Below are 24,616 nucleotides of genomic sequence, written 5' to 3' on the forward strand. Positions count from 1 at the left end.
ACGCTACTTGCTCCGCCCCCGACAGGCCCGCCCCTTCCACGGAGATCGCCGGGCGGTGACATACGGGCGAACGCCACGTTCCCGCGGTGGCCCGGCGGCGCCGCGGAGCACTAGGGTTCGCCCTGTGAGCGCGCACCTCCCGGCGGGACTCGGCTCCGCCGGAACGAATGCCGACGCCGGAACCGGGGTGGTCCGATGACCGCGCCGCGCTTCAGCTCCGGCCCCGCCATGCTCCCGGCCAACGTGCTCGGGATCGTGCTCGCGGGTGGCGAAGGGAAGCGGCTCTGGCCGCTCACCGCCGACCGTGCCAAGCCGGCCGTGCCCTTCGCCGGCAACTACCGGCTGATCGACTTCGTGCTGTCGAACCTGGTCAACGCCGGCCTGCACCGCCTCTGTGTGCTCACCCAGTACAAGTCGCACTCGCTCGACCGGCACATCTCCACCACCTGGCGGCTCTCCAGCGTCCTGGGCCAGTACATCACCACGGTCCCGGCGCAGCAGCGGCTCGGCCGCCGCTGGTACACCGGCAGCGCCGACGCGATCTTCCAGAGCCTCAACCTCGTCTACGACGAGCGCCCCGACTACATCGCGGTCTTCGGCGCCGACCACGTCTACCGCATGGACCCGGGCCAGATGATCGCCCAGCACATCGCGAGCGGCGCGGGCGTCACCGTCGCGGGCATCCGGGTGCCGCGCGCCGAGGCCAAGGCGTTCGGCTGCATCGACTCCGACGCCGACGGCAAGATCCTCGAGTTCCTCGAGAAGCCGTCCGACCCGCCGTCGGTACCCGACGACCCCGACGTGACCTTCGCCTCCATGGGCAACTACGTCTTCACGACGGAGGCGCTGCTCGACGCGCTGCGCGCCGACGCCGAGGACGGCGACTCCGACCACGACATGGGCGGCGACATCATCCCGCGCCTCGTCGGCCAGGGCGACGCCGCGGTGTACGACTTCGCCGACAACGTCGTCCCCGGCGCGACCGACCGCGACTCGGGCTACTGGCGTGACGTCGGCACGCTCGACGCCTACTACGACGCCCACACCGACCTCGTCTCGGTGCACCCGATCTTCAACCTGTACAACGACCGCTGGCCCATCCGCACGTCGGTGACGACGTCGCTGCCGCCGGCCAAGTTCGTCGAGGGCGGCATCGCGCAGGACTCCGTCGTCGGCGCGGGCACGATCATCTCCGGGGCGATCGTGCGCCGCTCGGTGATCAGCCCGAACGTCCGCATCGAGGCCGGGGCGGAGGTGTCCGACTCGGTGGTCCTGCCGGGCGTGCACATCCGCCGCGGCGCGGTGGTGCGCGGCGCGATCCTCGACAAGAACGTCGAGGTCCCCGAGGGCGCACTGGTCGGTGTCGACCTGGCGCTCGACAGGGCCCGCTACACCGTCAGCCCGGGCGGGGTCGTCGTCCTCGGGAAGGGCGCGACGGCGCTGTAGGAGCCCCCTGAAGGGCCCCGGCCGTAGCGAGCGGCGGTCAGGGGGTGTCGTCGCAAGGCGGGCAGGTGCGGCGATACCGGGGTTGTATCGACGTGCCTGCCCAACGCGGCGGAGGCGCCGCCTGGGCGTCGCGCAGTAGGTCAGGGTCCTTCAGGGGGCTCCTAGGGTCAGGGGCGTCGGGTCGCGCACAGCAGGCCCGCGCCCAGTGGCAGCAGCACCGGCACCAGCCGAGCGTCGCCACGCACCAGGTCGAGCGTCTCGCGGACCGCGGCCGACTCCGGCCCGTCGCCGGCGTCCTGCTCCTGCACACCGTGCAGCGCCAGCACCCCGCCGGGGCGGAGCAGCCGGATCGCCTCCACGAGATGGCCCGGGTAGTCGGTGCGCACCCCGTCGACGACGACGAGGTCGTAACCCCCGTCGGTCAGCCGTGGCAGCACCTCGCCGGCGAGCCCGACGATGAGCCGCAGCCTCGACTGCCCGTAGCCGGCGTCGAGGAACGTGCGGCGCGCGGCGCGCTGCTGCTCCGGGTCGACGTCCATCGAGGTGAGCACGCCGTCGGGGGCCATGCCGCGCAGCAGCCACAGCCCACCCCAGCCGGTGCCCGTACCGACCTCGACGACGGCCCGCGCGTTCACCGTCGCCGCCAGGAAGGCCAGGCCGGGACCCAGCCCGGCCACGGGTGGGGCCTCCCGCACGTCGGCGTGCGCGGGCTCGGGGCGGGTCATGGCGCGAAGGCTACCCAGGAGCGGGGACGAGACCGGCGCGACGGCCCGGCGGGTCGCTTTCACAGGTTCTTCTCAGACCGTTCTCACACCTCCTTCACGACATTGGGGAACTCTTGACGTGCGGGGTCGGGGTCGTCGACCCAGCCGTCGCCGGAAACCCGGGCCGAGCCCGGGAACGAACTCCCCCGGCGGGACGTTCAGCCAGTGCACGACCCGCTCCCTGGAGGCGCACCCACCGATGACCGACCGCCCGACCGCCGTGCAGGCAGGTTCCGCGACGACGACCCACGAGTCGTCCGCGGTCGCCACCGTGCTGCCGGGGGACGGGGCCGACTGGACGCCGCCGAGCTGGGACGAGATCGTCCGCGAGCACGGCGACCGGGTCTACCGCCTCGCCTACCGGCTGACAGGCAACCCGCACGATGCCGAGGACCTCACCCAGGAGACGTTCATCCGGGTGTTCCGCTCGCTCGCGTCCTACAAGCCCGGCACCTTCGAGGGCTGGCTGCACCGCATCACCACGAACCTCTTCCTCGACATGGTCCGCCGTCGCGCCCGCGTGCGCATGGAGGCCCTGCCCGACGACTCCGACCGCATCCCCGGCCAGGGCCCCGAACCCGAGGTCGTGTTCTCCGAGACCCACCTCGACCCGCTGCTGCAGGCCGCGCTCGACGAGCTGGCCCCGGAGTTCCGCGCCGCCGTCGTACTGTGCGACGTGGAGGGGCTGTCCTACGAGGAGATCGGCGCCACACTCGGTGTGAAGCTCGGTACCGTGCGGAGCAGGATCCATCGTGGGCGCGCCGCCCTGCGCAACGCGCTCGAGCGGCGCCGCGCCGAGGCAGCAGAGCTCGACGCCATGGTGGGCGTTCGGAACGGACTGACAGTGGAGGCAGCGGGATGACCGACGCGCGCCGGCGCTTCTCGGTGAACGCGCCCGACTGGGGAGAGGACCACCTCACCCTGGACGCGATCGTCGCCTTCACCGACGGGGAGCTCACAGCCGGCGCGCACGCCCGGGCCGCCACGCACATCGCGCACTGTCCCGAGTGTGCCGACGAGGTCGTCGCCCAGGGCCAGGCCAGCCTCATGCTGCGCTCGGCCGCCGCGCCCTCGATGCCGTCGTCGCTGCTGTCGTCGCTGCGCTCCATCCCGCTCGACGCCGACCTCCCCGAACCTCCCGCCGGGCTCGCCATGAGTGCCGACGGTCAGCTCGTCTCCGTCATGCGCCCCCTCGGCGGCACCGCCGCCGACCCGCGCCCCGCCACCGCCGAGGTCCGCCTCGGACACGGCCGCAGGCTGCGCATCGGCGCGGGCGTCGCGGTCAGCGGCCTCGCCCTCGGCGCGCTCGCCCTCGCCGCGCCGTCGGCGTCGCTCGACATCCCGGCCGCCGCCGCCAACACCAACCCGGCCTCCCTCGGCCCCGCCGCAGGCGCGGTGACCTCGGCGTTCGACACGAACGTGACCGAGCGCGGGACGTCCGACGCCCCCGCGGCGGCCGACCCCGCACCGGTCGAACCGGGCGACGCCGAGGTCACCGCGCAGCTCGACGGCATGGCGCCGTCGTTCCGCGCCGCGTCGCGCTGACCGCAGCTACGCGGACTTCACCGGGCATACGGCAGGCTGGGCGGCGACCTTTCCGTTCGACCCCAGGAGCCGGCCGGCGATGACCGACGAGCACGACGGTGCCGCCGACACACCTGCTCCTGGTGACTCGGCGGTCGAGGGGTCGGGACGCCACCACCGCGTGGAACCGTCGGACCCCGCGCCGGCCGAGCCACCCCGGCTCGCCCCCCGCCCCCTGCAACGACCGCCGGTCGACCCGGGCGAGACGAGCGTCTTCGGCCGCCCCACAGGCGTCGACGGCGGGTTCGCCCCCCAGCACGGCGCCGCGTCCAACGGCAACGGCCGCATCGCCGCCACCGCGCCCCCGCCCGCCGCGCTCGCCGCCGCGTTCTCCCGCAGCCCCGGCGAGGGCACCGACCTGCAACGCCCGCCCACCCCCGCCGGACCCGCCGGCGAACCCGGTGGCCCCGCGTTCTGGGACGACCCCGACAGACCCGCCGACGCCGACCCCTGGCGCAACCCCGCCAGCCCCGCCCACCTCGGCGAACCCGCCCCCGGCGACGACGAGGCCCGGCCCGTGCCCGGCCCCGGCGCCCGGCTCAGCGTCCGCGAACTGCTGTTCGGCCGCCGCGTCCATCCCCGCGCCCTGATCCTGCTCGCGGTGCTGGCCCTGGCCATCGGCGCGGTCGGCGGCATCGTCGGCCGGCTCACCGCCGACGGCGCCGAAGGCCTCACCGAACCCGGCGCCACCCTCACCTCCACGTCGGAGTCCAAGGAACGCCCGCCCGGCAGCGTCGCCGACATCGCCGCCCGCGTCCTGCCCGCCGTCGTGTCCATCGAGATCAAGGTCGGCGACCAGGGCGGCACCGGCTCCGGCGTCGTCATCGACGCCGCCGGCTACGTCCTCACCAACAACCACGTCGTCTCACCCGCCGCGCAGGGCAACGACGCCACCATCGAGGCGGTCTTCAGCAACGGCCAGCGCGTCCCCGCCCAGATCGTCGGTCGCGACCCCAAGACCGACCTCGCCGTCGTCAAGGTCGGCGTCGCCAACCCGACCGTCGCCCAGATCGGCTCCTCGTCGTCGCTGGCCGTCGGCGACGGGGTCCTCGCCATCGGCTCCCCGCTCGGCCTGGCCGGCACCGTCACCGACGGCATCGTCAGCGCGCTGAACCGGCCCGTGCGCCTCGACGGCGGCGGCAGCGACACCAAAGCCGTCATCGACGCCATCCAGACCGACGCCGCCATCAACCCCGGCAACTCCGGCGGCCCCCTGGTCGACTCCACGGGCGCGGTCGTCGGCATCAACACCGCGATCCGCAGCCTCGGCCAGGGCAGCGAGGGCGGCTCCATCGGCCTCGGCTTCGCCATCCCCATCGACGACGCCCGCCGCATCGCCGAGGCCCTCATCCGCGACGGCTCGGTCAAGCACGCCGAGCTCGGCGTCAACGCCAAGTCCGTCACCGACGGCACCACCGACGGCGCCCAGGTCCAGAACGTCGTCGCCGGCGGATCGGCCGCCGCAGCGGGCATCGTCGAGGGCGACGTCATCCTCAAGGTCGGGGAACGCTCCATCGCCGGAGCCGACGAGCTCGTCGTCGCCGTGCGGGAGCTCGCGCCCGGGCAGAGCGTGCCGATCGAGATCGTGCGCGACGGCCGGCCCCTCACCGTGACCGCGGTACTGGCCTCGGATTGAACCGCAACTCGTCCGGGTAGCATCGGGGCCGTGTTCGACAGTGTCGGCTGGGGCGAGATCCTGGTGCTCGTCGTCGCCGGGCTGTTCATCCTCGGCCCCGAACGGCTCCCCGGTGCCGCCGCCTGGCTGGGCCGCACCATCCGGCAGGTCCGCGAGTACGCCACCGGCGCCCGCGACCAGCTGCAGAAGGAGCTCGGCCCGGAGTTCGACGAGCTCCGCAAGCCGCTCGAGGACCTGCGCGGCCTGCGCAACCTCAACCCCCGCGCCGCGGTGAAGCGCACCCTGTTCGAGGGGGAGACGCCGAACTTCGGCGTCGACGTGTCCAAACCGCCCCTGCGCGGTGGCCTCGACATGACCAAGCCGGTCAGCAACGGCAACGGCTCCGCTCCCGAACGCCCGGCGGTCACCCCGCTCGCCCCCGGCGAGCGCCCCCCGATCGACCCCGACGCCACCTGACTCCGGCGCGGCCGCGGTGGCCCCTCCCGAACGAACGGCACAGTCGCGCAACTGAATGGCGCCACTGTGCCGTTCGGGCAGCACCGGGGTCGGCAGCGGCTGCGGTGCCCTCCGCGAACGAACGGCACAGTGCCGCAACTGAACTGCGCGACTGTGCCGTTCGTGCAACTCCCCGACCGGGCGCGTGGTGTCAGCCCTGCAGCAGCGGTGGGCGGCGCAGGTGGTGGTCGGTGGCCTGCTCGAAGGCATGCGCGGCGGCGAGGACGCGGGCGTCGCCGTGGCGGGGGCCGACGATCTGCAGCCCCACCGGCAGGCCCGCCGACGTGAAACCGCAGGGCACGCTGGCGGCGGGCTGCTGTGTCATGTTGAACGGGTAGGTGAACGGCGTCCAGCTCGTCCAGCGCCGCCCGTCGGGTGACTCCCGGCCCCCCTCGAACGCGGCGATCGGCAGGGTCGGGGTGAGCAGCAGGTCGTAGCGCTGGTGGAACGCGCCCATCAGTGTGCCGAGCTCGTTGCGGACGGCCATCGCCGTGAGGTACTCGATGGCGCTGTAGCGGGCGCCCTGCTCGGCGATCTCGACCAGACCCGGGTCCATCTTCGCGCGGTCGTCGCGGCCCAGGGCCTCCGTCGACTTCGCCGCGCCCGCGAACCAGAGCGTCTCGAAGGGCTCGACGGGGTCGGCGAACCCGGGGTCGGCGTGCTCGACGGTGGCGCCGAGCGTCGTGAAGACGGCGGCGGTGGCCTCGACGGCGGCGCGTACCTCGTCGTCGACCTCGGCGAACCCGAGGGTGGGGCTGAGCGCGATCCGCAGCCCGGCGACGCCGTCGTTGAGGGCGGCGGTGAAGGTGCGGGGTGCGGCGTCGAGGGCCCAGGCGTCGCGGACGTCGAAACCGGAGATCACGTCGAGCAGCAGCGCGGCGTCGGCGACGGTGCGGGTCATGGGGCCGACGTGCGCGAGGGTGCCGAAGGGGCTGGCCGGGTGGTGGGGGACGCGGCCGTAGGTGGGTTTGTGTGCGACGGTGCCGGTGAACGCGGCGGGGATGCGGACGGAGCCGCCGCCGTCGGTCCCGAGCGAGAGCGCGCCCATCCCGAGCCCGACGGCGGCGGCGCTGCCGCCGGAGGAGCCGCCGGCGGTGAGCGCGGGGTTCCACGGGTTGCCGGTGACGCCGGTGAGTGGTGAGTCGGTGACGCCCTTCCAGGCCAGCTCGGGCGTGGTGGTCTTGCCGATCAGGACGGCGCCTTGTTCGCGGACGCGGGCGACGGGCGGGCCGTCGACGTCACCGGGGGCGGGGTCGGTGGTGGCGGAGCCGCGGCGGGTGGGCCAGCCGACGGTCAGCAGGATGTCCTTGATGGAGGTGGGGACGCCGTCGAGGACGCCGCGAGGGGTGCCGCGGCGCCAGCGTTCCTCGGACTCGGCCGCGGCGGCGAGCGCGCCGGCCTCGTCGACCAGGCAGAAGGCGTTGACGTGGCTGTCGAGCCGGGCAATTCGGTCGAGCGCGTCACGGGTGGCCTCGACGGGGGAGAGGTCGCCGGTGCGGTAGGCGGTGAGCAGTTCGGTGGCCGAAAGATCGGCAGTGCTCTGACCTGCGGAAACGGGCACGCGAGGGTCCTTTCGAGTCCGATCCGGCGGCATTGACACGCTAGGAACCGCTCGTATGATTGTCAACAATCCGCGGCGTCGACGCCGGTCCGGACCTCCCAGAACCATCCAGCGTGGGGTGATCGTGTGTCCAAATTCATCAAGATCGAACTCGCGAAGCGGGGCGTCTCCTGCGTCGCGGAGCTCCTGGAGAAGGACGCACCGCGCACGACGGCCGCGGTCTGGGAGGCGCTCGGCAGGGGCGACCTCGCCGGCGACGCGCAGCACGCCAAGTACGCGCGCAACGAGGTCTACACGATGGTCCCGCGCTTCGGCGACGAGATCGGCCAGGAGAACCCGACGGTCACGCCCATCCCCGGCGACGTCGTCCTGTTCTCGTTCCCCGGCGGGATGCTCGACCAGTCGTTCAAGGCGGACCAGGGCATCGACCACCTTCCCGGCGTCATCGACCTGGCCATCTTCTACGGACGTAACAACCTGTTGATCAACGGCGACGTCGGTTGGGTACCGGGCAACGTCTACGGCTCCATCGTCGAGGGGCTCGCCGAGATGGCCGAGGCGTGCCACGACGTATGGCGGTCGGGGAGCGTCGGGGAACGCCTGGTGTACTCACGCCTCACAGACCGCTCGAACTGACCACATCGCACCGATGGCGTACTGACCGAAGGAGGGCGCGCATGCCCACAGAGCCCTCCGTCGGACTCACCGCGCCCTCCGCCGGCTGTGCCTCGTCCGACGACCAGCCCGGCATCGGCGTCGTCGCCCCGTTCGACTTCGCGCTCGACCGCGAGCTGTGGCGCTGGGCGCCCGACGACGTCTCGCTCTACCTGACGCGGCTGCCGTTCTTCACGACGCCCGTCACGGTCGAGATGGCTGTCGCGATCGGGGACCGGCGGGCGCTGCGCCGCGCGACCCGCGACGTCCTCACCCCACGACCCGGGGTGGTGACGTTCGCGTGCACGTCCGGCAGCTTCGTCGGCGGGGCGACCGGCGAGTTCGTGCTGCGCCGCACCATGCTGGAGGCCGGCGCGCCCACGGTGTCGACGACGTCGGGTGCGCTGGTCGAGGCCCTGCAGCTGCTCGGTATCCGGCGCCTGGCCGTCGCCACCCCCTACATCGACGCCGTCACCGACCGGCTCACGTCGTTCCTCGGCGAGCACGAGGTGGAGACGGTCGCGCGGCAGGGCCTCGGCCTGCTGGGCAACATCTGGCGCGTCAGCTACGACGAGGTCGTCCAGATCGTGCGGGCGGTGGACCGCCCCGACGCCGAGGCGCTGTTCATCAGCTGCACCAACCTGCCGACCTACGACGTCATCGAGCCGCTCGAGCAGGCCCTCGGCAAGCCCGTCATCACCGCGAACCAGGTGACGATGTGGGCCGCGCTGCGCGCGATCGGCCGGGCCGCCGTGGGCGGTGGGGCGCTGCTGGCCGAGCAGCGCAGGCTGTCCGTCGCTTGACCCGGACCCCGCGTTCGTAGGATTGTCGACAATCATGAGCACCACCGTTGGGATCCTCTACCCGGGCTACTCCGCCGAGGACGACTACCCGCGCGCCGAGACCGCCCTCGGTGACGGCACCAGACTCCCGCTCGTCCACACCGAGATGCGCGAGGACGCCCACCGCGTCGACGCCCTCCTCGACATCGGTGGCGAGGACGTCCTCGCCGCGGGCGCCGCCCAGGTCGCCGCGCAGGCCGGCCCCCTCGACTCCATCGTCTGGGCCTGCACCTCCGGCAGCTTCGTCTTCGGCTGGGACGGCGCCGCCGCCCAGGTCGCCGCCCTCCAGGCGGTCGCCGGCGTCCCCGCCTCCAGCACCTCCTTCGCCTTCGTCGACGCCTGCCGCGCACTCGGCATCACCCGCGTCGCCGTCGGCGCCACCTACCCCGACGACGTCGCCGGGGCGTTCGTCGAGTTCCTCGGCAAAGCCGGCATCACCGTCCTGTCGCTGTCGGCACGCGGCATCGTCACCGCCGCCGAGGTCGGCACCCTCCCCGGCGACCTCGTCCTCGACTTCGCCGCCGCCGCCGACCACGCCGACGCCCAGGCCGTTCTGCTGCCCGACACCGCCCTGCACACCATCGAGCTGCTCGACGCCCTCGACGCGCGCGTCGGCAAGCCCGTGCTGACCGCCAACCAGGTCAGCATCTGGCAGGGGCTGCGGCTCGCGGGCGCCGAACGCGTCCGCAGCGGACTCGGCGCACTGTTCGCGGCAGGCTGACACAGGAGGAGCGGTGGAGCTCGACCTCGACGATCTGGAGCCCGTCAGCCGGCGCTCGACCGCGGCCATCGTCGCCGACCGGCTCCGCCACGCCATCATGCGCGGAACCTTCCCGCCCGGCGCCCAGCTCGGCGAGGTCGAGATCGCCACCCGGCTCGGCGTCAGCCGCGGCCCCCTGCGCGAAGCCATGCAACGCCTCGTCGCCGAAGGCCTGGTCCGCAGCGAACGCCACCGGGGCCTGTTCGTCCGCGACCTCGACGCCGCCGACGTCCGCGACGTCTACACCGCCCGCGCCGCCGTCGAACGCGCCGCCGGCCTGCTCGTCGTCGCCGGCGACCGCACCGAGGCCGTCGTCGTCCTCACCGCCGCGCTCGCCGACATGGAGGCCGCCGCCGCGGCCGGCGACGCGGTGGCCCTCGCCGATGCCGACCACCGCTTCCACCAGCAGTTGGTCGCTGCCTCCGGAAGCCCCCGGCTGCGGCGCATGGCCGACACCCTGCTCGTGGAGACCCGGATGTGCCTGGCCGCGTTGCAGGACAACCCGCCCCCGCCCGCCGAGCTCGTCGCCGAGCACCGGGCCCTGCGCGACGCCGTCCGCGACGGCGACGAGGCCCGCCTCGTCGCGACGTTGGAGAAGCACATGACCGACACCGTCGCCCGCATCCTCGACGTCACCCCGTCACCCCGATCGAGCCGCCCCCACCCGCCGGCGCCGCCTGACCAACCCCTGTGAGTGGCGATAGTCGCTATAGCGACTATCGCCACTCACAGGCGCATTAACGTCAGGCGTCGTGACGCAACGGTGAGTGGGGTTCTCCAAGGGTTCCTGGTCCTCGCCGTCATCGTGGCCGTCGGCTGGGGGATCGGGCGGTCGGACCTTCTCGGGCCCGCGGCCGTGGAGGTGTTGTCGCGCACGGCGTTCTTCGTCGCCAGCCCCGCGCTGTTGTTCTCGACGCTCTCGGTCGCCGACGTCCACGCCGTGTTCTCCGGCGCGTTGGCGGTGACGGCGGTGTCGTCGAGCGCGGCGTGCGTGCTGTACCTGGTGTTCGCGATGCTGCGGCGCCGCCCGGCGGGGGAGTCGGTGGTGGGCGCGATGTCGTCGGGCTACGTGAACGCCGGGAACCTGGGCCTGCCGATCGTCACCTACGTCCTCGCGGATCCGACGGCGATCGCCCCGGTCCTGCTGTTCCAGCTGGCGGTGCTGGGCCCGCTCGGCGCGACGGTGCTCGACACGCTGACCCGTCGCGAGGACGGGCGGCCGCCGTCGTTGTGGCGGACTGTGGTGGCGCCGCTGCGGAACCCGATCTTCGTCGCGACGGTGGCAGGGCTGGTGGTGGCGTTCACGGGGTGGCAGGTGCCGGAGGTCGTGATGGCGCCGGTGCACCTGGTCGCGGGGATCGCGGTGCCGGGGATGCTGCTGGCGTTCGGAGTGTCGCTGCACGGCGCTGCCCGGCCGGGGCAGGGCGAGGTGGGCCCGCCGCTGGTGGTGGTGTCGTTGCTGAAGAACGTGGGGCAGCCGGCGATCGCGGTGGCGGTCGGGCTGCTGCTGGGGATGACGGGTCCGCGGCTGCTGGCGGTGGCGATCTGCGCGGCGTTGCCGACGGCGCAGAACATGTTCGCCTACGCGGTGCGCTACCGGCAGGGCGTGACGCTGGCGCGGGACGCGGGCCTGGTGACGACGGTGCTCAGCGTCCCGGTGATGATCGGCGTCGTCGCGCTGCTCGCCTGAGCGAACGCGAACGAACGGCACAGTCGCGCAGCTGAATTGCGTGACTGTGCCGTTCGTTCGGAGAAAGGGGCTCAGCGCCCCGCCGGTGAGATGCCCAGGCTCATCCCGGCGAGCCCGCGGGCGCGGGTGGCCAGCTTGTCGGCGACGCCGCGCAGCGCGGTCCCGGCGGGCGACTCGGGGTCGGCCAGCACGATGGGGGTGCCGGTGTCGCCGCACTCGCGGAGCTTGGGCTCCAGCGGGATCTGGCCGAGCAGCGGGACGGGCGCGCCGAGGGTCCGGCTGAGGGAGTCGGCGACGGTGGTGCCGCCGCCGGAGCCGAAGACCTCCATGCGGGTGCCGTCGGGCAGCTCCATCCACGACATGTTCTCGACGACGCCGGCGAGGCGCTGACGGGTCTGCATGGCGATGGAGCCTGCGCGTTCGGCGACCTCGGCGGCCGCCTGCTGCGGGGTGGTGACGACGAGCAGCTCGGCGTTGGGGACGAGCTGTGCGGTGGAGATGGCGATGTCGCCGGTGCCGGGGGGCAGGTCGAGCAGCAGGATGTCGAGGTCGCCCCAGAAGACGTCGGCGAGGAACTGCTGCAGGGCCCGGTGGAGCATGGGGCCGCGCCAGACGACGGGGGTGTTGCCGTCGACGAACATGCCGATGGAGATGACCTTCACGCCGTGGGCCTGCGGCGGCATGATCATGTTGTCGACCTTGGTGGGCCGGGCCTCGGTGCCGAGCATCCGGGGCACCGAGTGGCCGTAGATGTCGGCGTCGACGACGCCGACGGAGAGCCCGCGGGCGGCCAGGGCGGCGGCGAGGTTGACGGTGACCGACGACTTGCCGACGCCGCCCTTGCCCGACGCGACGCAGTAGACGCGGGTGAGGGAGCCGGGCTGGGCGAAGGGGATGACGGGTTCCTCCGAGTCGCCGCGCAGGCTGCGGCGCAGCTCGGTGCGCTGCTCGTCGGACATGACGTCGAGCTCGACCTGGACGGCGCGGATGCCGGGCACCGCGGAGACGGCCTCGGTGACGCGGGTGGTGATCGTGTCGCGCATCGGGCAGCCGGCGACGGTCAGGTAGACGGCGACGTCGGCGACGCCGTCGTCGGAGACCGCGACGCTCTTGACCATGCCGAGCTCGGTGATCGGTTTGCGGATCTCCGGGTCGTCGACTTTCGCGAGCGCGGCCCGGACCGACTGTTCGAGGGTCTGCGATCCGGTGTTCCCCATGACGGACATCAGGTCTCCGTTGCACCTTCCTGAGGGCGGCCGGGGGTGTGGCAGGACCCGCGGCGAGAAACCACCATCGTACGTGTGTCCCCACCGGGACCGGCGCATCCGTAGCATCTGATGACGTGACGGACATCGCCGACGCCGCCCCGGGCACTGCCCGCGACGGCGATCCGGGGGGACGGCGGGCCGTGCCGACCGACGAACAGCTCGCTTCCTGGCGGGCGTTCCTCAAGGCGCACGCCACGATCACCCGGGTCCTGGAGACGGAACTGGTCGCGGAACAGCGCTTGTCGTTGGCCGCCTACGACGTGCTGGTGCAGCTGGCCGAGGCCCCGGGGAGACGGCTGCGGATGACGGAGCTGGCCGACGCGGTGTTGTTGTCGCGGTCGGGGGTGACGCGGCTGGTCGACCGGCTGGAGCGGGCGGGGCTGGTGAGCCGGTCCCCGGTGGCCGGCGACGGGCGCGGGGTGGCGGCGTTGCTGACCGAGGCGGGGGTGAGCCGGTTGCGGGTGGCGTCGCGGACGCATCTCGCGGGGGTGTTGCGGCACTTCGTCGACCGGTTGGACACGGCGGAGATGACGCAGCTGGAGACGATCGGCGAGAAGCTGTCGGGCTGACGCGCTACTCGAACGTGTGCGGGTAGGTCCGGCCCCGGGCAGGGGGGTCGGCGCCGATCCGCTCGGCGAGCTTGTCGAGCTCGCTGCGCAGATAGTCGCGGGTGGCGACCTCGCCGATCGCGATGCGCAGCGCGGCGAGCTCCCGGGCGAGGTACTCGGTGTCGGCCTTGGTGCGTTCGGCGCGGGTGCGGTCCTCCTCGAGCGAGACGCGGTCGCGGTCGTCCTGCCGGTTCTGCGCGAGCAGGATCAGGGGCGCGGCGTAGGCGGCCTGGGTGGAGAAGGCCAGGTTGAGCAGGATGAACGGGTACGGGTCCCACTGCAGCCGCCAGCTGATCATGTTCAGCGCGATCCAGGCGATGACGATGATCGTCTGGATGGCGAGGAACTGACCGGTCCCGAGGAACCGGGCGATGCGTTCGGAGATCCGGGCGAAGCCCTCGGGGTCGACCTCCAGGCGGCGGCGTCCGGAGCGCGGCTGGTCGAGGCGGCGGTTGCTGTGCAGCTCAGGCACGGTCGGCCCCCGTGTCCCCGGTCCCGATCTGCTCGACGTCGCCGATGCGGGACCCGTTGCCGACGTAGCCGTCGCCGGGTTCGGTCATGTCGTCGCGCCAGCCGGCGGGGAGGATGTGGTCGAGCAGGTCGTCGACGGTGACGGCGCCGAGCAGATGGTCCTCGCTGTCGACGACGGGCCCGGCGACGAGGTTGTATGCCGCGAAGTAGCGGGTGATCTCCGGGAGGGTGGCCTCGGGGGTGAGCCGGGCGAGCTCGCTGTCGACGATGCCGGCGACGAGCTCGAACGGTGCCTCGCGCAGCAGCCGTTGGGCGTGCACGCAGCCGAGGTAGCGGCCGGTCGGTGTGGCCGAGGGCGGCCTGCAGACGAACACGAGGCTCGCGAGCGCGGGCGGGATGTCGGGGTTGCGGATGTGGGCGAGCGCCTCGGCGACGGTGGCGTCGGGCCGCAGGATGATCGGCTCGGGCGTCATGAGACCGCCGGCGGTGTTGCTGGAGTAGCTGAGCAGCCGGCGGACCGGCTCGGACTCCTCGGGCTCCATCAGCGACAGCAACCGATCCGACTCGTCGGGGGACAGCTCGCCGAGGAGGTCGGCGGCGTCGTCGGGGGACATCGCCTCGAGGACGTCGGCGGCGCGTTCGGAGTCGAGGTGGGCGAACAGGTCGCGCTGGTCGGACTCGGACATCTCCTCGAAGACGTCGGCGAGGCGTTCGTCGTCGAGGGCGTCGACGACCTCGTACTGACGTTTGGTCGGCAGCTCGGTGAGGGCGGCGGCGACGTCGGCGGGGCGCATGGCCTCGAAGACGGCGAGCAGGCCCTCGGTGCCCTGGCGGTCGGTGAGGGTAAGGCCCTCGGCGGCGTTCCACGGCACGACCCGCACGGATCCGCGGCGGGACAACCGGTTTCGGCGGGCGCGGACGGCGAGCCTGCCGACGACCCAGTCGCGGGAGCGGGTCGGCTCGATCGCGGCGTCGACGACGACGACCTCCTGGCCGGACTCGGTCAGCACGACCGTCGCGTCGAGCATCTGGCCGAGGACGAGCGCCTCGTTGGGGCGCTGGTGGAAGCCGCGGAGGCTGACCGAACCGGTGGCGAGGGTGATCGCGGCGGGGTCGACGCCGGTGACGCGCAGCATCGGTACGAAGATCCGCCGGTGGGTGGCGAGCTCGACGACGAGGCCGAGGACCCGGGGCGGGCTGGGGTCGACCCGCAGCGACACGACGACGTCGCGCACCTTGCCGATGCGCTCTCCGTCGGGTCCGAACACGGCGAGTCCCGCCATGCGGGCCACGAACACCTGGGTCGCCGCCATGGGGGAAGCCTAGAGCGACGGCGTCGACGCACAGCCTAGGGTCGCGGCATGCCCGAGCTGCGCTTCGACGTCGTCGACGTGTTCACCGACCGGCCCTACGCGGGCAACCCGTTGGCCGTCGTGCACGGCGCCGCCGAGGCCGGGCTGACCGGTGCACAGATGCAGGCGATCGCGGCCGAGTTCGGGTTGTCGGAGACGACGTTCACGCTGCCGCCGACGAAGCCGGGCGCCGACTACCGGGTCCGCATCTTCACCCCGGCCGTCGAGCTGCCGTTCGCGGGCCACCCGAGCGTGGGGACGGCGTGGGTGCTGGCGCGTGACGGGGTGATCGGGGCGGGCGACGTCGTGCAGGAGTGCGGCGCGGGGCTGCTTCCGGTCCGCGTCGAGGCGGCGGGGGCGACGGTGTCGGGCGGGCACCCGGCGCCGGGTCCGTCGGCCGCGGCCGACGAGCTGGCCGCGGCGGTCGGGCTCACCGAGGCCGATCTCGACGAGCGGGTGCGGGCCGGGTCGGCGACGGCGGGGGTGCCCTACGTCGTGCTCCCGGTGCGTGCCGACGCGGTCGCCCGCGCGGTGTGCGACCACGCCGAGGTCACGGCCCTGACGGCCGGCATGACGGGGCTGGTCGTGGTGTCGGTGGGCGAGGTTCCGGTGCGGCACGTGCACCTGCGGATGTTCGCGCCCGGTGCGGGTGTGGTGGAGGACCCGGCGACGGGGTCGGCGGCCGTCGCGCTGGCGGTGTTCCTCGTCGACCGCGGGATGCTCCCCGGCGACGGCGGCTCGGCGTTCACGATCGACCAGGGCGCGGAGATCGGGCGTCCGTCACGGCTGCACGTGACGGTCGAGGCGACGGACGGCAAGGCGGTGTCGACGACGGTCGGGGGCGGCGTCGCGGCCGTCTCCTCAGGGGTGCTCTCGGCGCTGCCGTGAGCCGCGAACAGGGCTTTCACCTGTGGTGGGTGAGAAACCAATCACCTATGAAGGGTGTTCTCGGCGGTTGCGTGCCAGCATCGACCCAGCTGTCCGCGTCGACCCAACGAGGAGTCCGTCAGTGAGCACCCGCAACCGTGCCCGCCGTTCCTGTCTGGCGGTGCCGGGCTCGAGCCAGAAGTTCATCGACAAGGCTCGGACGCTGCCCGCCGACCAGGTGTTCCTCGACCTCGAGGACGCGTGCGCGCCCCTGGCCAAGCCCGGCGCCCGCAAGACGATCGTCGCCGCCCTCAACGAGGGAGGCTGGGGCGAGCGCATCCGCGTCGTGCGCGTCAACGACTGGACCACCGAGTGGACCTACCGGGACGTGACGGAGGTCGTCGAAGGCGCGGGCGCCAACCTCGACGCGATCATGCTGCCCAAGGTGCAGACGGCCGAGCAGGTCGTCGCACTCGACCTGCTGCTCACCCAGATCGAGAAGTCCATGGGCTACGAGGTCGGGAAGATCGGCATCGAGGCGCAGATCGAGAACGCGCTGGGCCTGACCAACGTCAACGCCATCGCCGCCGCGTCGCCCCGCGTGGAGACGATCATCTTCGGCCCGGCCGACTTCATGGCGTCGATCAACATGAAGTCCCTGGTCGTGGGCGAGCAGCCGCCCGGCTACGACGTGGGCGACGCCTACCACCACATCCTGATGAGCATCCTGATGGCGGCGCGCGCCCACGAGAAGCTCGCCATCGACGGCCCGTACCTGCAGATCAAGGACGTCGACGGGTTCCGCCGCGTCGCCGGCCGCAGCGCCGCGCTGGGCTTCGACGGCAAGTGGGTCCTGCACCCCGGCCAGATCGACGCCGCCAACGAGACCTTCAGCCCGTTGCAGAGCGACTACGACCACGCCGAGAACATCCTCGACGCCTACGACTGGTACACCTCCGAGGCCGGTGGCAAGCGGGGCGCGGCGATGATCGGCGACGAGATGATCGACGAGGCCAGCCGCAAGATGGCGCTGGTGATCTCGGGCAAGGGCCGGGCCGCCGGCATGGAGCGCACCGACCGGTGGACCCCGCCGGAGGCGTGAGCCCCCTCGTCCGCCCCCACCTTCGCAACCCCAGGAGCACCGCATGGCACGGCTTGCCCAGACGGCCGGTCTGACCGAAGTCCAGCAGGAGATCCTGTCCACGGTCCGGACGTTCGTCGACAAGGAGATCATCCCGCACGCCACCGCGCTGGAGCACGCGGACACCTACCCGCAGGACATCGTCGACGGGATGAAGGAGATGGGCCTGTTCGGGCTCACCATCCCCGAGGAGTTCGGTGGCCTGGGCGAGTCGCTGCTGACCTACGCGCTGGTGGTGGAGCAGATCGCGCGCGGATGGATGAGCGTCTCCGGCGTCATCAACACCCACTTCATCGTCGCCTACATGCTCACCCAGCACGGCACCGACGAGCAGAAGCAGCGGCTGCTGCCGCAGATGGCCGCCGGTGAGGTGCGCGGAGCGTTCTCGATGTCGGAGCCCGACCTCGGCTCCGACGTCGCCGCGATCAAGACGAAGGCCGTGCGCGACGGCGACGACTACGTCATCGACGGCGCGAAGATGTGGCTGACCAACGGCGGCACGTCGAACCTGATCGCCCTGCTGGTCAGGACGGACGAGGGCAAGCCGAAGGCGCACCAGAACCTGACGGCGTTCCTCGTCGAGAAGCCGACCGGCTACGGCGAGGTCGCGCCCGGGCTCACCATCCCGGGGAAGATCGACAAGATGGGGTACAAGGGCGTCGACACCACGGAGGCGGTGTTCGACGGCTACCGCATCCCGGCGTCGGCGATCCTCGGCGGGGAGACGGGCAAGGGCTTCTCGCAGATGATGGACGGGGTCGAGGTCGGCCGCGTCAACGTCGCGGCGCGGGCGTGCGGCATCTCGATCCGGGCCTTCGAGCTCGCGGTCGAGTACGCCCAGCAGCGCAGCACGTTCGGCAAGCCGATCGCCGAGCACCAGGCCATCGCGTTCAAGCTGGCCGAGATGGGCACCAAGGTCGAGGCCGCGCACCACATGATGGTCAACGCGGCGCGGCTCAAGGACGCGGGCACGCGCAACGACGTCGAGGCCGGCATGGCCAAGCTGATCGCGTCGGAGTACTGCGCCGAGGTCACCCAGGAGTCGTTCCGCATCCACGGCGGCTACGGCTACTCCAAGGAGTACGAGATCGAGCGGCTGATGCGCGAGGCGCCGTTCCTGCTGATCGGGGAGGGCACCTCGGAGATCCAGAAGACGATCATCTCGCGCGGCCTGCTGCGCGAGTACAGGTCGCGCTGACCTCCGGCGCCGGGGCGGAGTCGCCCGGCCCGGCGTCGCACACCCTGCAGGTCCGCCGCACCCCGTGCAGCGTGTGCGGCACCTACGCAAGGTGTGCGGCGCGTCGAGGTCGGACCGCCGCGCGGGTTCCGCCGGTGCGTGGCGGCCGGTCGACGCGGCGACGTAGGACGTGCGCGACGTCGCCGGTCAGCTGCTGACGCCGAACGCACCCAGCGGCTCCCGCGCGGCAGGGGAGCCTGCCCGGCCGGGTGCGCTCGGCCGTCGAGATCGTCGCGCGGTTCGTACGGCCGGCGCGTGGGCTGTAGGTGAGGCGCCGCCCGCGGAACCCGCGCGCCGCCGGAACTCAAGCACTGCCTGGAGCCCATGCGGCGGGGTGCAGCGCATCGAAATTTCGATCGGCGCGTGGGTTCTGGGCGCGGGCTGTGGGCTGTGGGCAGCGCGACGATCGCGAAACCCGCGTAGCGACCACGAAATCAGCGGGCGCAGCGCAACCACGCGGTGCGGTCACACACGATGCCGAACTGCCGTGCGGCGGGACCGCCCGCCCGCCGGCTGTGCCGGGACCGGTGCGGTGGGCACTCAGCCCTCTCCTGCCCCGAACCGCCGGATCCGGCCGCTGCCGCCGCAGCGGGAGCACAGCCGGAACGACTTCGTGTAGATCGCGCCGTAGCTGCGCGGGCTGCTTTTGCACGTCGGGCAGTGCTTGAACGGGTGCAGGATCACCGAGAGCCCGTAGCCGCCGCCCGCGAGGAGCAGCAGGACGACGATCGTCAGCCATCCGTCGGATCCGTCCGCCGCTGCCTGGCCCAGGAGCGCAGCACCCACCAACGCCGTCATCGCACCCACCCCGATGTTCCCCCGACGAGCGAACATCAGACGGTACGTGACCGAAACGTGATCGTGCGCAGCCGAACGGTCTAATCGTGCAGGTCGCAGGGCGCGTCACGCTCTGCAGTTCGTTGCACAGTGTGATCGAATGGCGACGCCGCGCCAGCCTGCGCACTGCGGCGCAGGACACCGCCGCCCGGGGCACTGCGCCACCGTCACGCTCGTTGGCATGATGAGACGTCCGCACCACGTGTCCTGATTTTCCCGGGACCGCAACAGCTCTCACGAGGGAGGATTCGGTGACCGCACCGTTCGGCGGCGCGGGGCGCACTGCGCCCGGCCTGCCCAACCTGCCCACTCCTCCGACCGGCTGGCCCGTCGGCTCCTACGCCACCTACGCCGAGGCCCAGCGCGCCGTCGACCACCTGGCCGACAGCGACTTCCCGGTGCGCGACGTGACGATCGTCGGCGTCGACCTGATGCTCGTCGAACGCGTCATCGGCCGCCTGACCTGGGGCCGCGTGCTGGCTTCCGGTGGCGCGTCCGGCGCCTGGTTCGGCCTGTTCTTCGGGCTGCTGCTCGTGGTCTTCGGCACGACGACGCTGCCGCCGTTCGTCGCGGTCCTCATCGGCCTGCTCGGCGGCATGGTGTTCGGCATCGTGCTCGCGGCCGTCGGCTACGGGGCCTCCCGCGGTCGTCGGGACTTCACGTCCGCGAGCCAGATGGTGGCCGGCCGCTACGACGTGCTCTGCCAGCCGCGCAACGCCGAGAAGGCCCGCGAGATGCTCGCGAAGCTGGCCATGTCGGGCGACGGCCCCCGTCCGGCCCACGGCTCCTGAGGGATCCGTTCCTGCATTCGTTCGTCCCCACCCGGAGTTTGGTCTCGGTCCGGTCTCGGTCTCCCGGGCTCGAATTGCGGGTATCGCCGCACCTCCTTATGTTCATGCGACCGGCGCGATCTCGTGACCGGTGTCACAGGCTGAACATGCCGAGGTGTCGCCGCCGGTCACGCGGGGCCCCATCGGCTCACGACGGGAGGCCGGTATGGGGCAGCCGCTCGCGACGAGGCGGCACGGAATGGGACGGTTCAGGTCGCTCTGCGTCGGTGGGGCGGCACTCCTGGCCGCCGCGACGATCGCCGGCTGCGGAAGTGCGGCCGCAGGGCCGCCCGTCCTGAACTTCTACACCCCGGCGGACGGGGCGAAGCAGTACGCGGCAGCGGCCGCGGCCTGCACACAGCAGGCGGGTGGCAGGTACTCGATCGTCCAGCAGACGCTGCCGAAGAGCGCCGACGACCAGCGGCTGCAGCTCGCACGCCGCCTCGTGGCGGGCGACACGGCCGTCGACATCATGGGCATCGACGTCACCTGGACCGCCGAGTTCGCCGAGGCCGGCTGGCTGGAGAAGTTCCCGGCCGACCAGGCGGCCAAGGTCAAGGACGGCACCCTCGCCGGCCCGCTCGACACCGGCACCTACCAGGGTGAGCTCTGGGCCGCGCCGCTCAACACGAACACCCAGATCCTCTGGTACCGCAAGGACCTCTCGCCCAACCCGCCCGCGACCTGGGACGACATGATCGCCCAGTCCGAGGCGCTCGCCGCCAAGGGCCTGCCCGCCGCCATCGAGGTGCAGGGCGCCCAGTACGAGGGCATCACCGTCTGGTTCAACACGCTGCTCACCAGCGCGGGCGGCCAGGTCGTCAACGAGAAGGGCGACGTCCTGATCGACCAGGGCGACGCCGCCATCAAGGCCACGACGATCATGCAGAGGGTCGCCACCGCCAAGGGTGCCGACCCCTCGCTCTCGGTCGCCAAGGAGAACGACGGCCGCCTCGCGATGGAAGCCGGCGAGGCCGCGTTCCAGGTCAACTACCCGTTCGTCTACGCCTCGATCAACACCCCGCCCCCGGACGGCGGCGGTGGCGGCACCTTCATCGACGACCAGGGCAAGGCCACCTCGCAGGACACCGGCAGGCGCGTCATCGACGTGTTCGCCTGGGCCCCCTACCCGTCGGTCGTCCCGGGCAAGCCCGCGACCGTCACCATCGGTGGCCTGAACCTCGGCGTCAGCAGCACGTCGCTGCACAAGGACCTCGCGTTCGAGGCCGTGCAGTGTCTGCGCAACCGCGACAACCAGCTGACCAACGCGGTCGACGGCGGTGTCCCGCCGACACTGGAGTCGCTGTACTCCGACCCGTCGTTCCAGCAGAAGTACCCGGCGTGGGAGGCCATCAAGCAGTCCCTGGACAACGCCAGCGTGCGCCCCAAGACCCCGGCCTACCAGAGCATCTCGATCGTGCTGTCCGACGCTCTGAACCCGCCCGGTGACATCAACCCGCAGGTGACGGTCGCCGGACTCGCCGACCAGATCCGCAAGGCGGAGAACTCGGAGGGGTTGGTCCCGTGAGCCTCGACAGTGGAGCGCTCGCCGCGTCGACGACGAAGCAACCGCCGTCGCACCGTGCGGGCAAGCTGGCCCTCTCCGAGGGCAAGAGAGCCGAACGGCGGCTCGGGCTCTGGTTGTGCGCCCCGGCCGCGATCATCATGGTCGCCGTCACGGCGTACCCGATCATCTACGCCATCTGGTTGTCGCTGCAACGCTACGACCTGCGGTTCCCGGCCGACCGCGAGTTCGCCGGCCTGTCCAACTACGGCGCGGTGCTCACCTCCGGCTACTGGTGGCAGGCGTTCCTGATCACGGTGATCATCACGGTGGTCTCGGTGGCGATCGAGTTCGTGCTCGGCCTCGCGCTCGCGCTGGTCATGCACCGCACGATCGTCGGCCGCGGGCTCACCAGGACCGTCGTGCTCATCCCGTACGGCATCGTCACCGTCGTCGCGGCGTTCTCGTGGCAGTTCGCGTGGACGCCCGACAAGGGCTACCTCGCCGCGATGCTGTCGGAAGGATCGGCGCCGCTCACCGGGCAGGCGTCGGCCATCGCGATCATCATCCTCGCCGAGGTCTGGAAGACGACGCCGTTCATGGCGCTGCTGCTGATGGCCGGCCTCGCCCTCGTCCCCGACGACCTGCTCAAGGCCGCCCAGGTCGACGGCGCCGGAGCCTGGCAGCGCCTCACCCAGATCATCCTGCCGATGATGAAGCCCGCGATCCTCGTCGCGCTGCTGTTCCGCACGCTCGACGCGTTCCGGGTCTTCGACAACATCTACATCCTCACCCAGGGCTCCAACGGCACCGGGTCGGTGTCGATGTTGGGCTACGACAACCTGTTCAAAGCCTTCAACCTGGGCATCGGCTCTGCCATCAGCGTGTTGATCTTTATCGCGGTCGCGCTGATAGCCCTGCTCTTCATCAAACTCTTCGGGGCTTCGGCCCCGGGGTCCGAGCCGGCGGGGAAGAGGTGACCTGAGTGGCGACGATGACGGCGACCGCTCCGGCCAACAAGAAGGTCGGCTGGAGCGTCATCAACCTGATCGTGATCCTCTACGCACTGATCCCGGTGCTGTGGATCGTCAGCCTGTCGTTCAAGACGGCCGACACGATCACCGACGGCAACTTCTTCCCGCGCAGCTGGACCTGGTCGAACTACGCGCAGATCTTCGAGATCGACCTCTTCACCAGCGCCCTGCGAAACTCCATCGGCATCGCCATCATCTCGACGGTCATCGCCGTCGTGATCGGGACCATGGCGGCCTACGCGATCGCCCGGCTCGACTTCCCGGGCAAGAAGGCGCTCGTCGGGGTCTCACTGCTGATCGCGATGTTCCCGCAGATCTCGCTGGTCAGCCCGCTCTTCGACATCGAGCGCGCCGTCGGCCTGTTCGACACCTGGCCCGGTCTGATCCTGCCCTACATCACGTTCGCGCTGCCGCTGGCGATCTACACGCTGTCGGCGTTCTTCCGCGAGATTCCGTGGGAGCTGGAGAAGGCGGCCAAGATGGACGGCGCCACACCGCTGCAGGCGTTCCGCTCCGTGATCGTGCCGCTGGCCGCGCCCGGCGTCTTCACCACCGCGATCCTGGTGTTCATCTTCTGCTGGAACGACTTCCTGTTCGCGGTCTCGCTGACCTCGACGTCGCGCTCGCAGACAGCCACCGTCGCGATCTCGCAGTTCACGGGCGCCTCGCAGTTCGCCGAGCCCACCGGCTCCATCGCGGCGGCCGCCGTGCTGCTGACCATCCCGATCATCATCTTCGTGCTGTTCTTCCAGCGCCGGATCGTCGCCGGCCTGACCTCCGGCGCAGTGAAGGGGTAGGACACCCATGGCAGAGATCGTTCTGGACCACGTCTACAAGCGGTACCCCGACGGCACCCTCGGTGCCGACGACGTCAACATCGAGATCGCCGACGGCGAGTTCATCATCCTCGTCGGCCCCTCCGGCTGCGGGAAGTCGACGACGCTCAACATGATCGCCGGACTGGAGGACATCTCCGAGGGCGAGCTGCGCATCGGCGGCGAGCGCGTCAACGAGAAGGCGCCCAAGGACCGCGACATCGCCATGGTGTTCCAGTCCTACGCGCTCTACCCCCACATGACCGTGCGCGAGAACATGGGCTTCCCGCTCAAGCTCGCCAAGTGGTCGAAGGCCGACATCGACAAGAAGGTCACCGAGGCCGCCGAGATCCTCGACCTCACCCAGCACCTCGACCGCAAGCCCGCCAACATGTCCGGCGGTCAGCGCCAGCGCGTCGCCATGGGCCGGGCCATCGTCCGCAGCCCCAAGGCGTTCCTCATGGACGAGCCGCTGTCCAACCTGGACGCCAAACTCCGTGTCCAGATGCGGACCATGGTCTCCAAGCTCCAACAGCGCCTGGAGACCACCACGGTCTACGTCACCCACGACCAGACCGAGGCCATGACGCTCGGCGACCGCATCGTCGTCATGAAGAGCGGTGTGGTGCAGCAGATCGGCTCGCCGCAGCACCTCTACGACGAGCCGGCCAACCTCTTCGTCGCCGGGTTCATCGGCTCGCCCGCCATGAACTTCCTGCCGGCCACACTGGAGAACGGCGCGCTGCGCACCTCGCTGGGCGACCTCGCCATGGCCGACCGCATCCGCCGCGTCCTCGAAGGCGCCGACGCGCCGCGCGAGATCATCGTCGGTATCCGGCCGGAACACTTCGAGGACGCCGGCGTCGTCGAGGACCACGTCCGGGCGCGGGGCTCGGTGTTCACCGCGGAGGTCGACGTCCTCGAGTCGATGGGATCGGACAAGTTCGCCTACTTCAAGATCGAGGGTGAGCAGGCCGTCTCCGACGACCTCGCCGAGCTCGCCGCCGATGCCGGTACCGCCGACGTCCCCGACGGCGGGGGGCAGTTGGTCACGCGGCTGTCCGCGACCTCCACGGCGCAGGAGGGGCAGCGCTCCGAGGTGTGGGTCGACACCGACAAGATCCAGATCTTCGACCCGCACTCCGGCGCGAACCTGACCAGCAAGGACCCGGCCACGGCCAACGCCTGACGCTGGGCTCCCTCCCCGACCCTGTGAGCGG

25 protein-coding genes are annotated in these 24,616 nt (G+C 71.7%); 19 read left to right on the forward strand and 6 right to left on the reverse strand.

Features of this window, described 5'->3' with window-relative positions:
- Positions 1–195: 195 nt before the first annotated feature.
- A complete protein-coding gene (gene glgC, locus PSU4_RS15605; RefSeq protein ID WP_246115138.1) occupies positions 196–1,446 on the forward strand; it encodes a glucose-1-phosphate adenylyltransferase in 1,251 nt (416 codons plus the stop codon).
- 167 nt (positions 1,447–1,613) lie between these two features.
- Here glgC and PSU4_RS15610 read toward each other — a convergent pair whose 3' ends face one another.
- Complete coding sequence (locus PSU4_RS15610; RefSeq protein WP_147108594.1) at positions 1,614–2,171, reverse strand: O-methyltransferase; 558 nt, start codon at positions 2,169–2,171, stop codon at positions 1,614–1,616.
- 238 nt (positions 2,172–2,409) lie between these two features.
- On the opposite strand from PSU4_RS15610, the gene sigE reads away from it, so the two are divergent.
- The 4 genes from sigE to tatB all read left to right on the forward strand — a co-directional run bounded on the left by sigE (position 2,410) and on the right by tatB (position 5,886).
- Positions 2,410–3,072 carry an RNA polymerase sigma factor SigE gene (gene sigE / locus PSU4_RS15615; RefSeq protein ID WP_147108597.1) on the forward strand — a complete coding sequence of 221 codons (663 nt, stop codon included), beginning with the start codon at positions 2,410–2,412 and terminating at the stop codon, positions 3,070–3,072.
- Positions 3,069–3,755 carry a zf-HC2 domain-containing protein gene (locus PSU4_RS15620; RefSeq protein ID WP_147108600.1) on the forward strand — a complete coding sequence of 229 codons (687 nt, stop codon included), beginning with the start codon at positions 3,069–3,071 and terminating at the stop codon, positions 3,753–3,755. The genes sigE and PSU4_RS15620 overlap by 4 nt, the downstream gene beginning before the upstream one ends.
- A gap of 79 nt (positions 3,756–3,834) precedes the next feature.
- Positions 3,835–5,430, forward strand: coding sequence for a S1C family serine protease (locus tag PSU4_RS15625; protein WP_147108603.1), 1,596 nt, complete (start codon positions 3,835–3,837; stop codon positions 5,428–5,430).
- Between the two features lie 30 nt (positions 5,431–5,460).
- Positions 5,461–5,886 carry a Sec-independent protein translocase protein TatB gene (gene tatB / locus PSU4_RS15630; RefSeq protein ID WP_147108605.1) on the forward strand — a complete coding sequence of 142 codons (426 nt, stop codon included), beginning with the start codon at positions 5,461–5,463 and terminating at the stop codon, positions 5,884–5,886.
- Between the two features lie 190 nt (positions 5,887–6,076).
- Here tatB and PSU4_RS15635 read toward each other — a convergent pair whose 3' ends face one another.
- Complete coding sequence (locus tag PSU4_RS15635) at positions 6,077–7,486, reverse strand: amidase (protein ID WP_246115139.1); 1,410 nt, start codon at positions 7,484–7,486, stop codon at positions 6,077–6,079.
- 126 nt (positions 7,487–7,612) lie between these two features.
- On the opposite strand from PSU4_RS15635, the gene PSU4_RS15640 reads away from it, so the two are divergent.
- The 5 genes from PSU4_RS15640 (at position 7,613) to PSU4_RS15660 (ending at position 11,432) form a co-directional block, all read left to right on the forward strand.
- Positions 7,613–8,122, forward strand: coding sequence for a DUF3830 family protein (locus PSU4_RS15640; protein WP_222596273.1), 510 nt, complete (start codon positions 7,613–7,615; stop codon positions 8,120–8,122).
- Positions 8,123–8,163: 41 nt separating this feature from the next.
- The gene (locus tag PSU4_RS15645) at positions 8,164–8,943 is read left to right on the forward strand and encodes a maleate cis-trans isomerase family protein (RefSeq protein WP_147108611.1); all 780 of its coding nucleotides are present in this window, start codon (positions 8,164–8,166) and stop codon (positions 8,941–8,943) included.
- A gap of 34 nt (positions 8,944–8,977) precedes the next feature.
- Complete coding sequence (locus tag PSU4_RS15650) at positions 8,978–9,703, forward strand: maleate cis-trans isomerase family protein (RefSeq protein WP_147108614.1); 726 nt, start codon at positions 8,978–8,980, stop codon at positions 9,701–9,703.
- A gap of 13 nt (positions 9,704–9,716) precedes the next feature.
- The gene (locus PSU4_RS15655; protein WP_246115140.1) at positions 9,717–10,436 is read left to right on the forward strand and encodes a GntR family transcriptional regulator; all 720 of its coding nucleotides are present in this window, start codon (positions 9,717–9,719) and stop codon (positions 10,434–10,436) included.
- A gap of 69 nt (positions 10,437–10,505) precedes the next feature.
- Entirely contained in the window at positions 10,506–11,432 is a 927-nt protein-coding gene (locus PSU4_RS15660) for an AEC family transporter (protein WP_147108616.1), read from the forward strand.
- Positions 11,433–11,503: 71 nt separating this feature from the next.
- Here the strand turns inward: PSU4_RS15660 and PSU4_RS15665 are convergent, their stop codons facing one another.
- Positions 11,504–12,658, reverse strand: coding sequence for an Mrp/NBP35 family ATP-binding protein (locus PSU4_RS15665; RefSeq protein WP_186816978.1), 1,155 nt, complete (start codon positions 12,656–12,658; stop codon positions 11,504–11,506).
- A 116-nt stretch (positions 12,659–12,774) separates the two neighbouring features.
- On the opposite strand from PSU4_RS15665, the gene PSU4_RS15670 reads away from it, so the two are divergent.
- Complete coding sequence (locus PSU4_RS15670) at positions 12,775–13,269, forward strand: MarR family winged helix-turn-helix transcriptional regulator (RefSeq protein WP_147108621.1); 495 nt, start codon at positions 12,775–12,777, stop codon at positions 13,267–13,269.
- Between the two features lie 4 nt (positions 13,270–13,273).
- On the opposite strand, the gene PSU4_RS15675 is transcribed toward PSU4_RS15670, so the two are convergent.
- Positions 13,274–13,780 carry a DUF1003 domain-containing protein gene (locus tag PSU4_RS15675; RefSeq protein ID WP_147108624.1) on the reverse strand — a complete coding sequence of 169 codons (507 nt, stop codon included), beginning with the start codon at positions 13,778–13,780 and terminating at the stop codon, positions 13,274–13,276.
- On the reverse strand, positions 13,773–15,092 hold the full coding sequence (locus tag PSU4_RS15680; protein ID WP_147108627.1) for a magnesium transporter MgtE N-terminal domain-containing protein: 1,320 nt from the start codon (positions 15,090–15,092) through the stop codon (positions 13,773–13,775). Before PSU4_RS15680 ends, PSU4_RS15675 begins: the two co-directional genes overlap by 8 nt.
- A gap of 48 nt (positions 15,093–15,140) precedes the next feature.
- Between PSU4_RS15680 and PSU4_RS15685 the strand changes: the two genes are divergently transcribed.
- From PSU4_RS15685 to PSU4_RS15695, 3 genes are all read left to right on the forward strand, one after another.
- On the forward strand, positions 15,141–16,019 hold the full coding sequence (locus tag PSU4_RS15685) for a PhzF family phenazine biosynthesis protein (protein ID WP_147108630.1): 879 nt from the start codon (positions 15,141–15,143) through the stop codon (positions 16,017–16,019).
- Positions 16,020–16,140: 121 nt separating this feature from the next.
- Positions 16,141–17,100, forward strand: coding sequence for an HpcH/HpaI aldolase/citrate lyase family protein (locus tag PSU4_RS15690; RefSeq protein ID WP_147108633.1), 960 nt, complete (start codon positions 16,141–16,143; stop codon positions 17,098–17,100).
- 43 nt (positions 17,101–17,143) lie between these two features.
- The gene (locus PSU4_RS15695) at positions 17,144–18,337 is read left to right on the forward strand and encodes an acyl-CoA dehydrogenase family protein (RefSeq protein WP_147108636.1); all 1,194 of its coding nucleotides are present in this window, start codon (positions 17,144–17,146) and stop codon (positions 18,335–18,337) included.
- Positions 18,338–18,916: 579 nt separating this feature from the next.
- Here the strand turns inward: PSU4_RS15695 and PSU4_RS15700 are convergent.
- Positions 18,917–19,174 carry a hypothetical protein gene (locus PSU4_RS15700; protein WP_147108639.1) on the reverse strand — a complete coding sequence of 86 codons (258 nt, stop codon included), beginning with the start codon at positions 19,172–19,174 and terminating at the stop codon, positions 18,917–18,919.
- Between the two features lie 290 nt (positions 19,175–19,464).
- Between PSU4_RS15700 and PSU4_RS15705 the strand changes: the two genes are divergently transcribed.
- The 5 genes from PSU4_RS15705 (at position 19,465) to PSU4_RS15725 (ending at position 24,585) form a co-directional block, all read left to right on the forward strand.
- Positions 19,465–20,004 carry a YflT domain-containing protein gene (locus PSU4_RS15705; RefSeq protein WP_147108642.1) on the forward strand — a complete coding sequence of 180 codons (540 nt, stop codon included), beginning with the start codon at positions 19,465–19,467 and terminating at the stop codon, positions 20,002–20,004.
- A gap of 238 nt (positions 20,005–20,242) precedes the next feature.
- Complete coding sequence (locus PSU4_RS15710) at positions 20,243–21,571, forward strand: ABC transporter substrate-binding protein (protein WP_246115141.1); 1,329 nt, start codon at positions 20,243–20,245, stop codon at positions 21,569–21,571.
- The gene (locus tag PSU4_RS15715) at positions 21,568–22,527 is read left to right on the forward strand and encodes a carbohydrate ABC transporter permease (RefSeq protein ID WP_373866058.1); all 960 of its coding nucleotides are present in this window, start codon (positions 21,568–21,570) and stop codon (positions 22,525–22,527) included. The genes PSU4_RS15710 and PSU4_RS15715 overlap by 4 nt, the downstream gene beginning before the upstream one ends.
- 14 nt (positions 22,528–22,541) lie before the next feature.
- Complete coding sequence (locus PSU4_RS15720) at positions 22,542–23,378, forward strand: carbohydrate ABC transporter permease (protein ID WP_147108674.1); 837 nt, start codon at positions 22,542–22,544, stop codon at positions 23,376–23,378.
- A 7-nt stretch (positions 23,379–23,385) separates the two neighbouring features.
- The gene (locus PSU4_RS15725) at positions 23,386–24,585 is read left to right on the forward strand and encodes an ABC transporter ATP-binding protein (protein ID WP_147108648.1); all 1,200 of its coding nucleotides are present in this window, start codon (positions 23,386–23,388) and stop codon (positions 24,583–24,585) included.
- Positions 24,586–24,616: the final 31 nt, after the last annotated feature.

The organism is Pseudonocardia sulfidoxydans NBRC 16205 (assembly GCF_007989085.1).
Lineage (GTDB): Bacteria > Actinomycetota > Actinomycetes > Mycobacteriales > Pseudonocardiaceae > Pseudonocardia > Pseudonocardia sulfidoxydans.

Coding starts and splice junctions, on each gene's coding strand:
- PSU4_RS15625 (WP_147108603.1), top strand. CDS start 3,835: ATGACCGACGAGCACGACGGTGCCGCCGACACACCTGCTCCTGGTGAC.
- PSU4_RS15700 (WP_147108639.1), bottom strand. CDS start 19,174: ATGACGGCGTTGGTGGGTGCTGCGCTCCTGGGCCAGGCAGCGGCGGAC.
- sigE (WP_147108597.1), top strand. CDS start 2,410: ATGACCGACCGCCCGACCGCCGTGCAGGCAGGTTCCGCGACGACGACC.
- PSU4_RS15620 (WP_147108600.1), top strand. CDS start 3,069: ATGACCGACGCGCGCCGGCGCTTCTCGGTGAACGCGCCCGACTGGGGA.
- PSU4_RS15680 (WP_147108627.1), bottom strand. CDS start 15,092: ATGGCGGCGACCCAGGTGTTCGTGGCCCGCATGGCGGGACTCGCCGTG.
- PSU4_RS15610 (WP_147108594.1), bottom strand. CDS start 2,171: ATGACCCGCCCCGAGCCCGCGCACGCCGACGTGCGGGAGGCCCCACCC.
- PSU4_RS15645 (WP_147108611.1), top strand. CDS start 8,164: ATGCCCACAGAGCCCTCCGTCGGACTCACCGCGCCCTCCGCCGGCTGT.
- PSU4_RS15720 (WP_147108674.1), top strand. CDS start 22,542: ATGACGGCGACCGCTCCGGCCAACAAGAAGGTCGGCTGGAGCGTCATC.
- PSU4_RS15685 (WP_147108630.1), top strand. CDS start 15,141: ATGCCCGAGCTGCGCTTCGACGTCGTCGACGTGTTCACCGACCGGCCC.
- PSU4_RS15695 (WP_147108636.1), top strand. CDS start 17,144: ATGGCACGGCTTGCCCAGACGGCCGGTCTGACCGAAGTCCAGCAGGAG.
- glgC (WP_246115138.1), top strand. CDS start 196: ATGACCGCGCCGCGCTTCAGCTCCGGCCCCGCCATGCTCCCGGCCAAC.
- PSU4_RS15650 (WP_147108614.1), top strand. CDS start 8,978: ATGAGCACCACCGTTGGGATCCTCTACCCGGGCTACTCCGCCGAGGAC.
- PSU4_RS15710 (WP_246115141.1), top strand. CDS start 20,243: ATGGGACGGTTCAGGTCGCTCTGCGTCGGTGGGGCGGCACTCCTGGCC.
- PSU4_RS15665 (WP_186816978.1), bottom strand. CDS start 12,658: ATGTCCGTCATGGGGAACACCGGATCGCAGACCCTCGAACAGTCGGTC.
- PSU4_RS15725 (WP_147108648.1), top strand. CDS start 23,386: ATGGCAGAGATCGTTCTGGACCACGTCTACAAGCGGTACCCCGACGGC.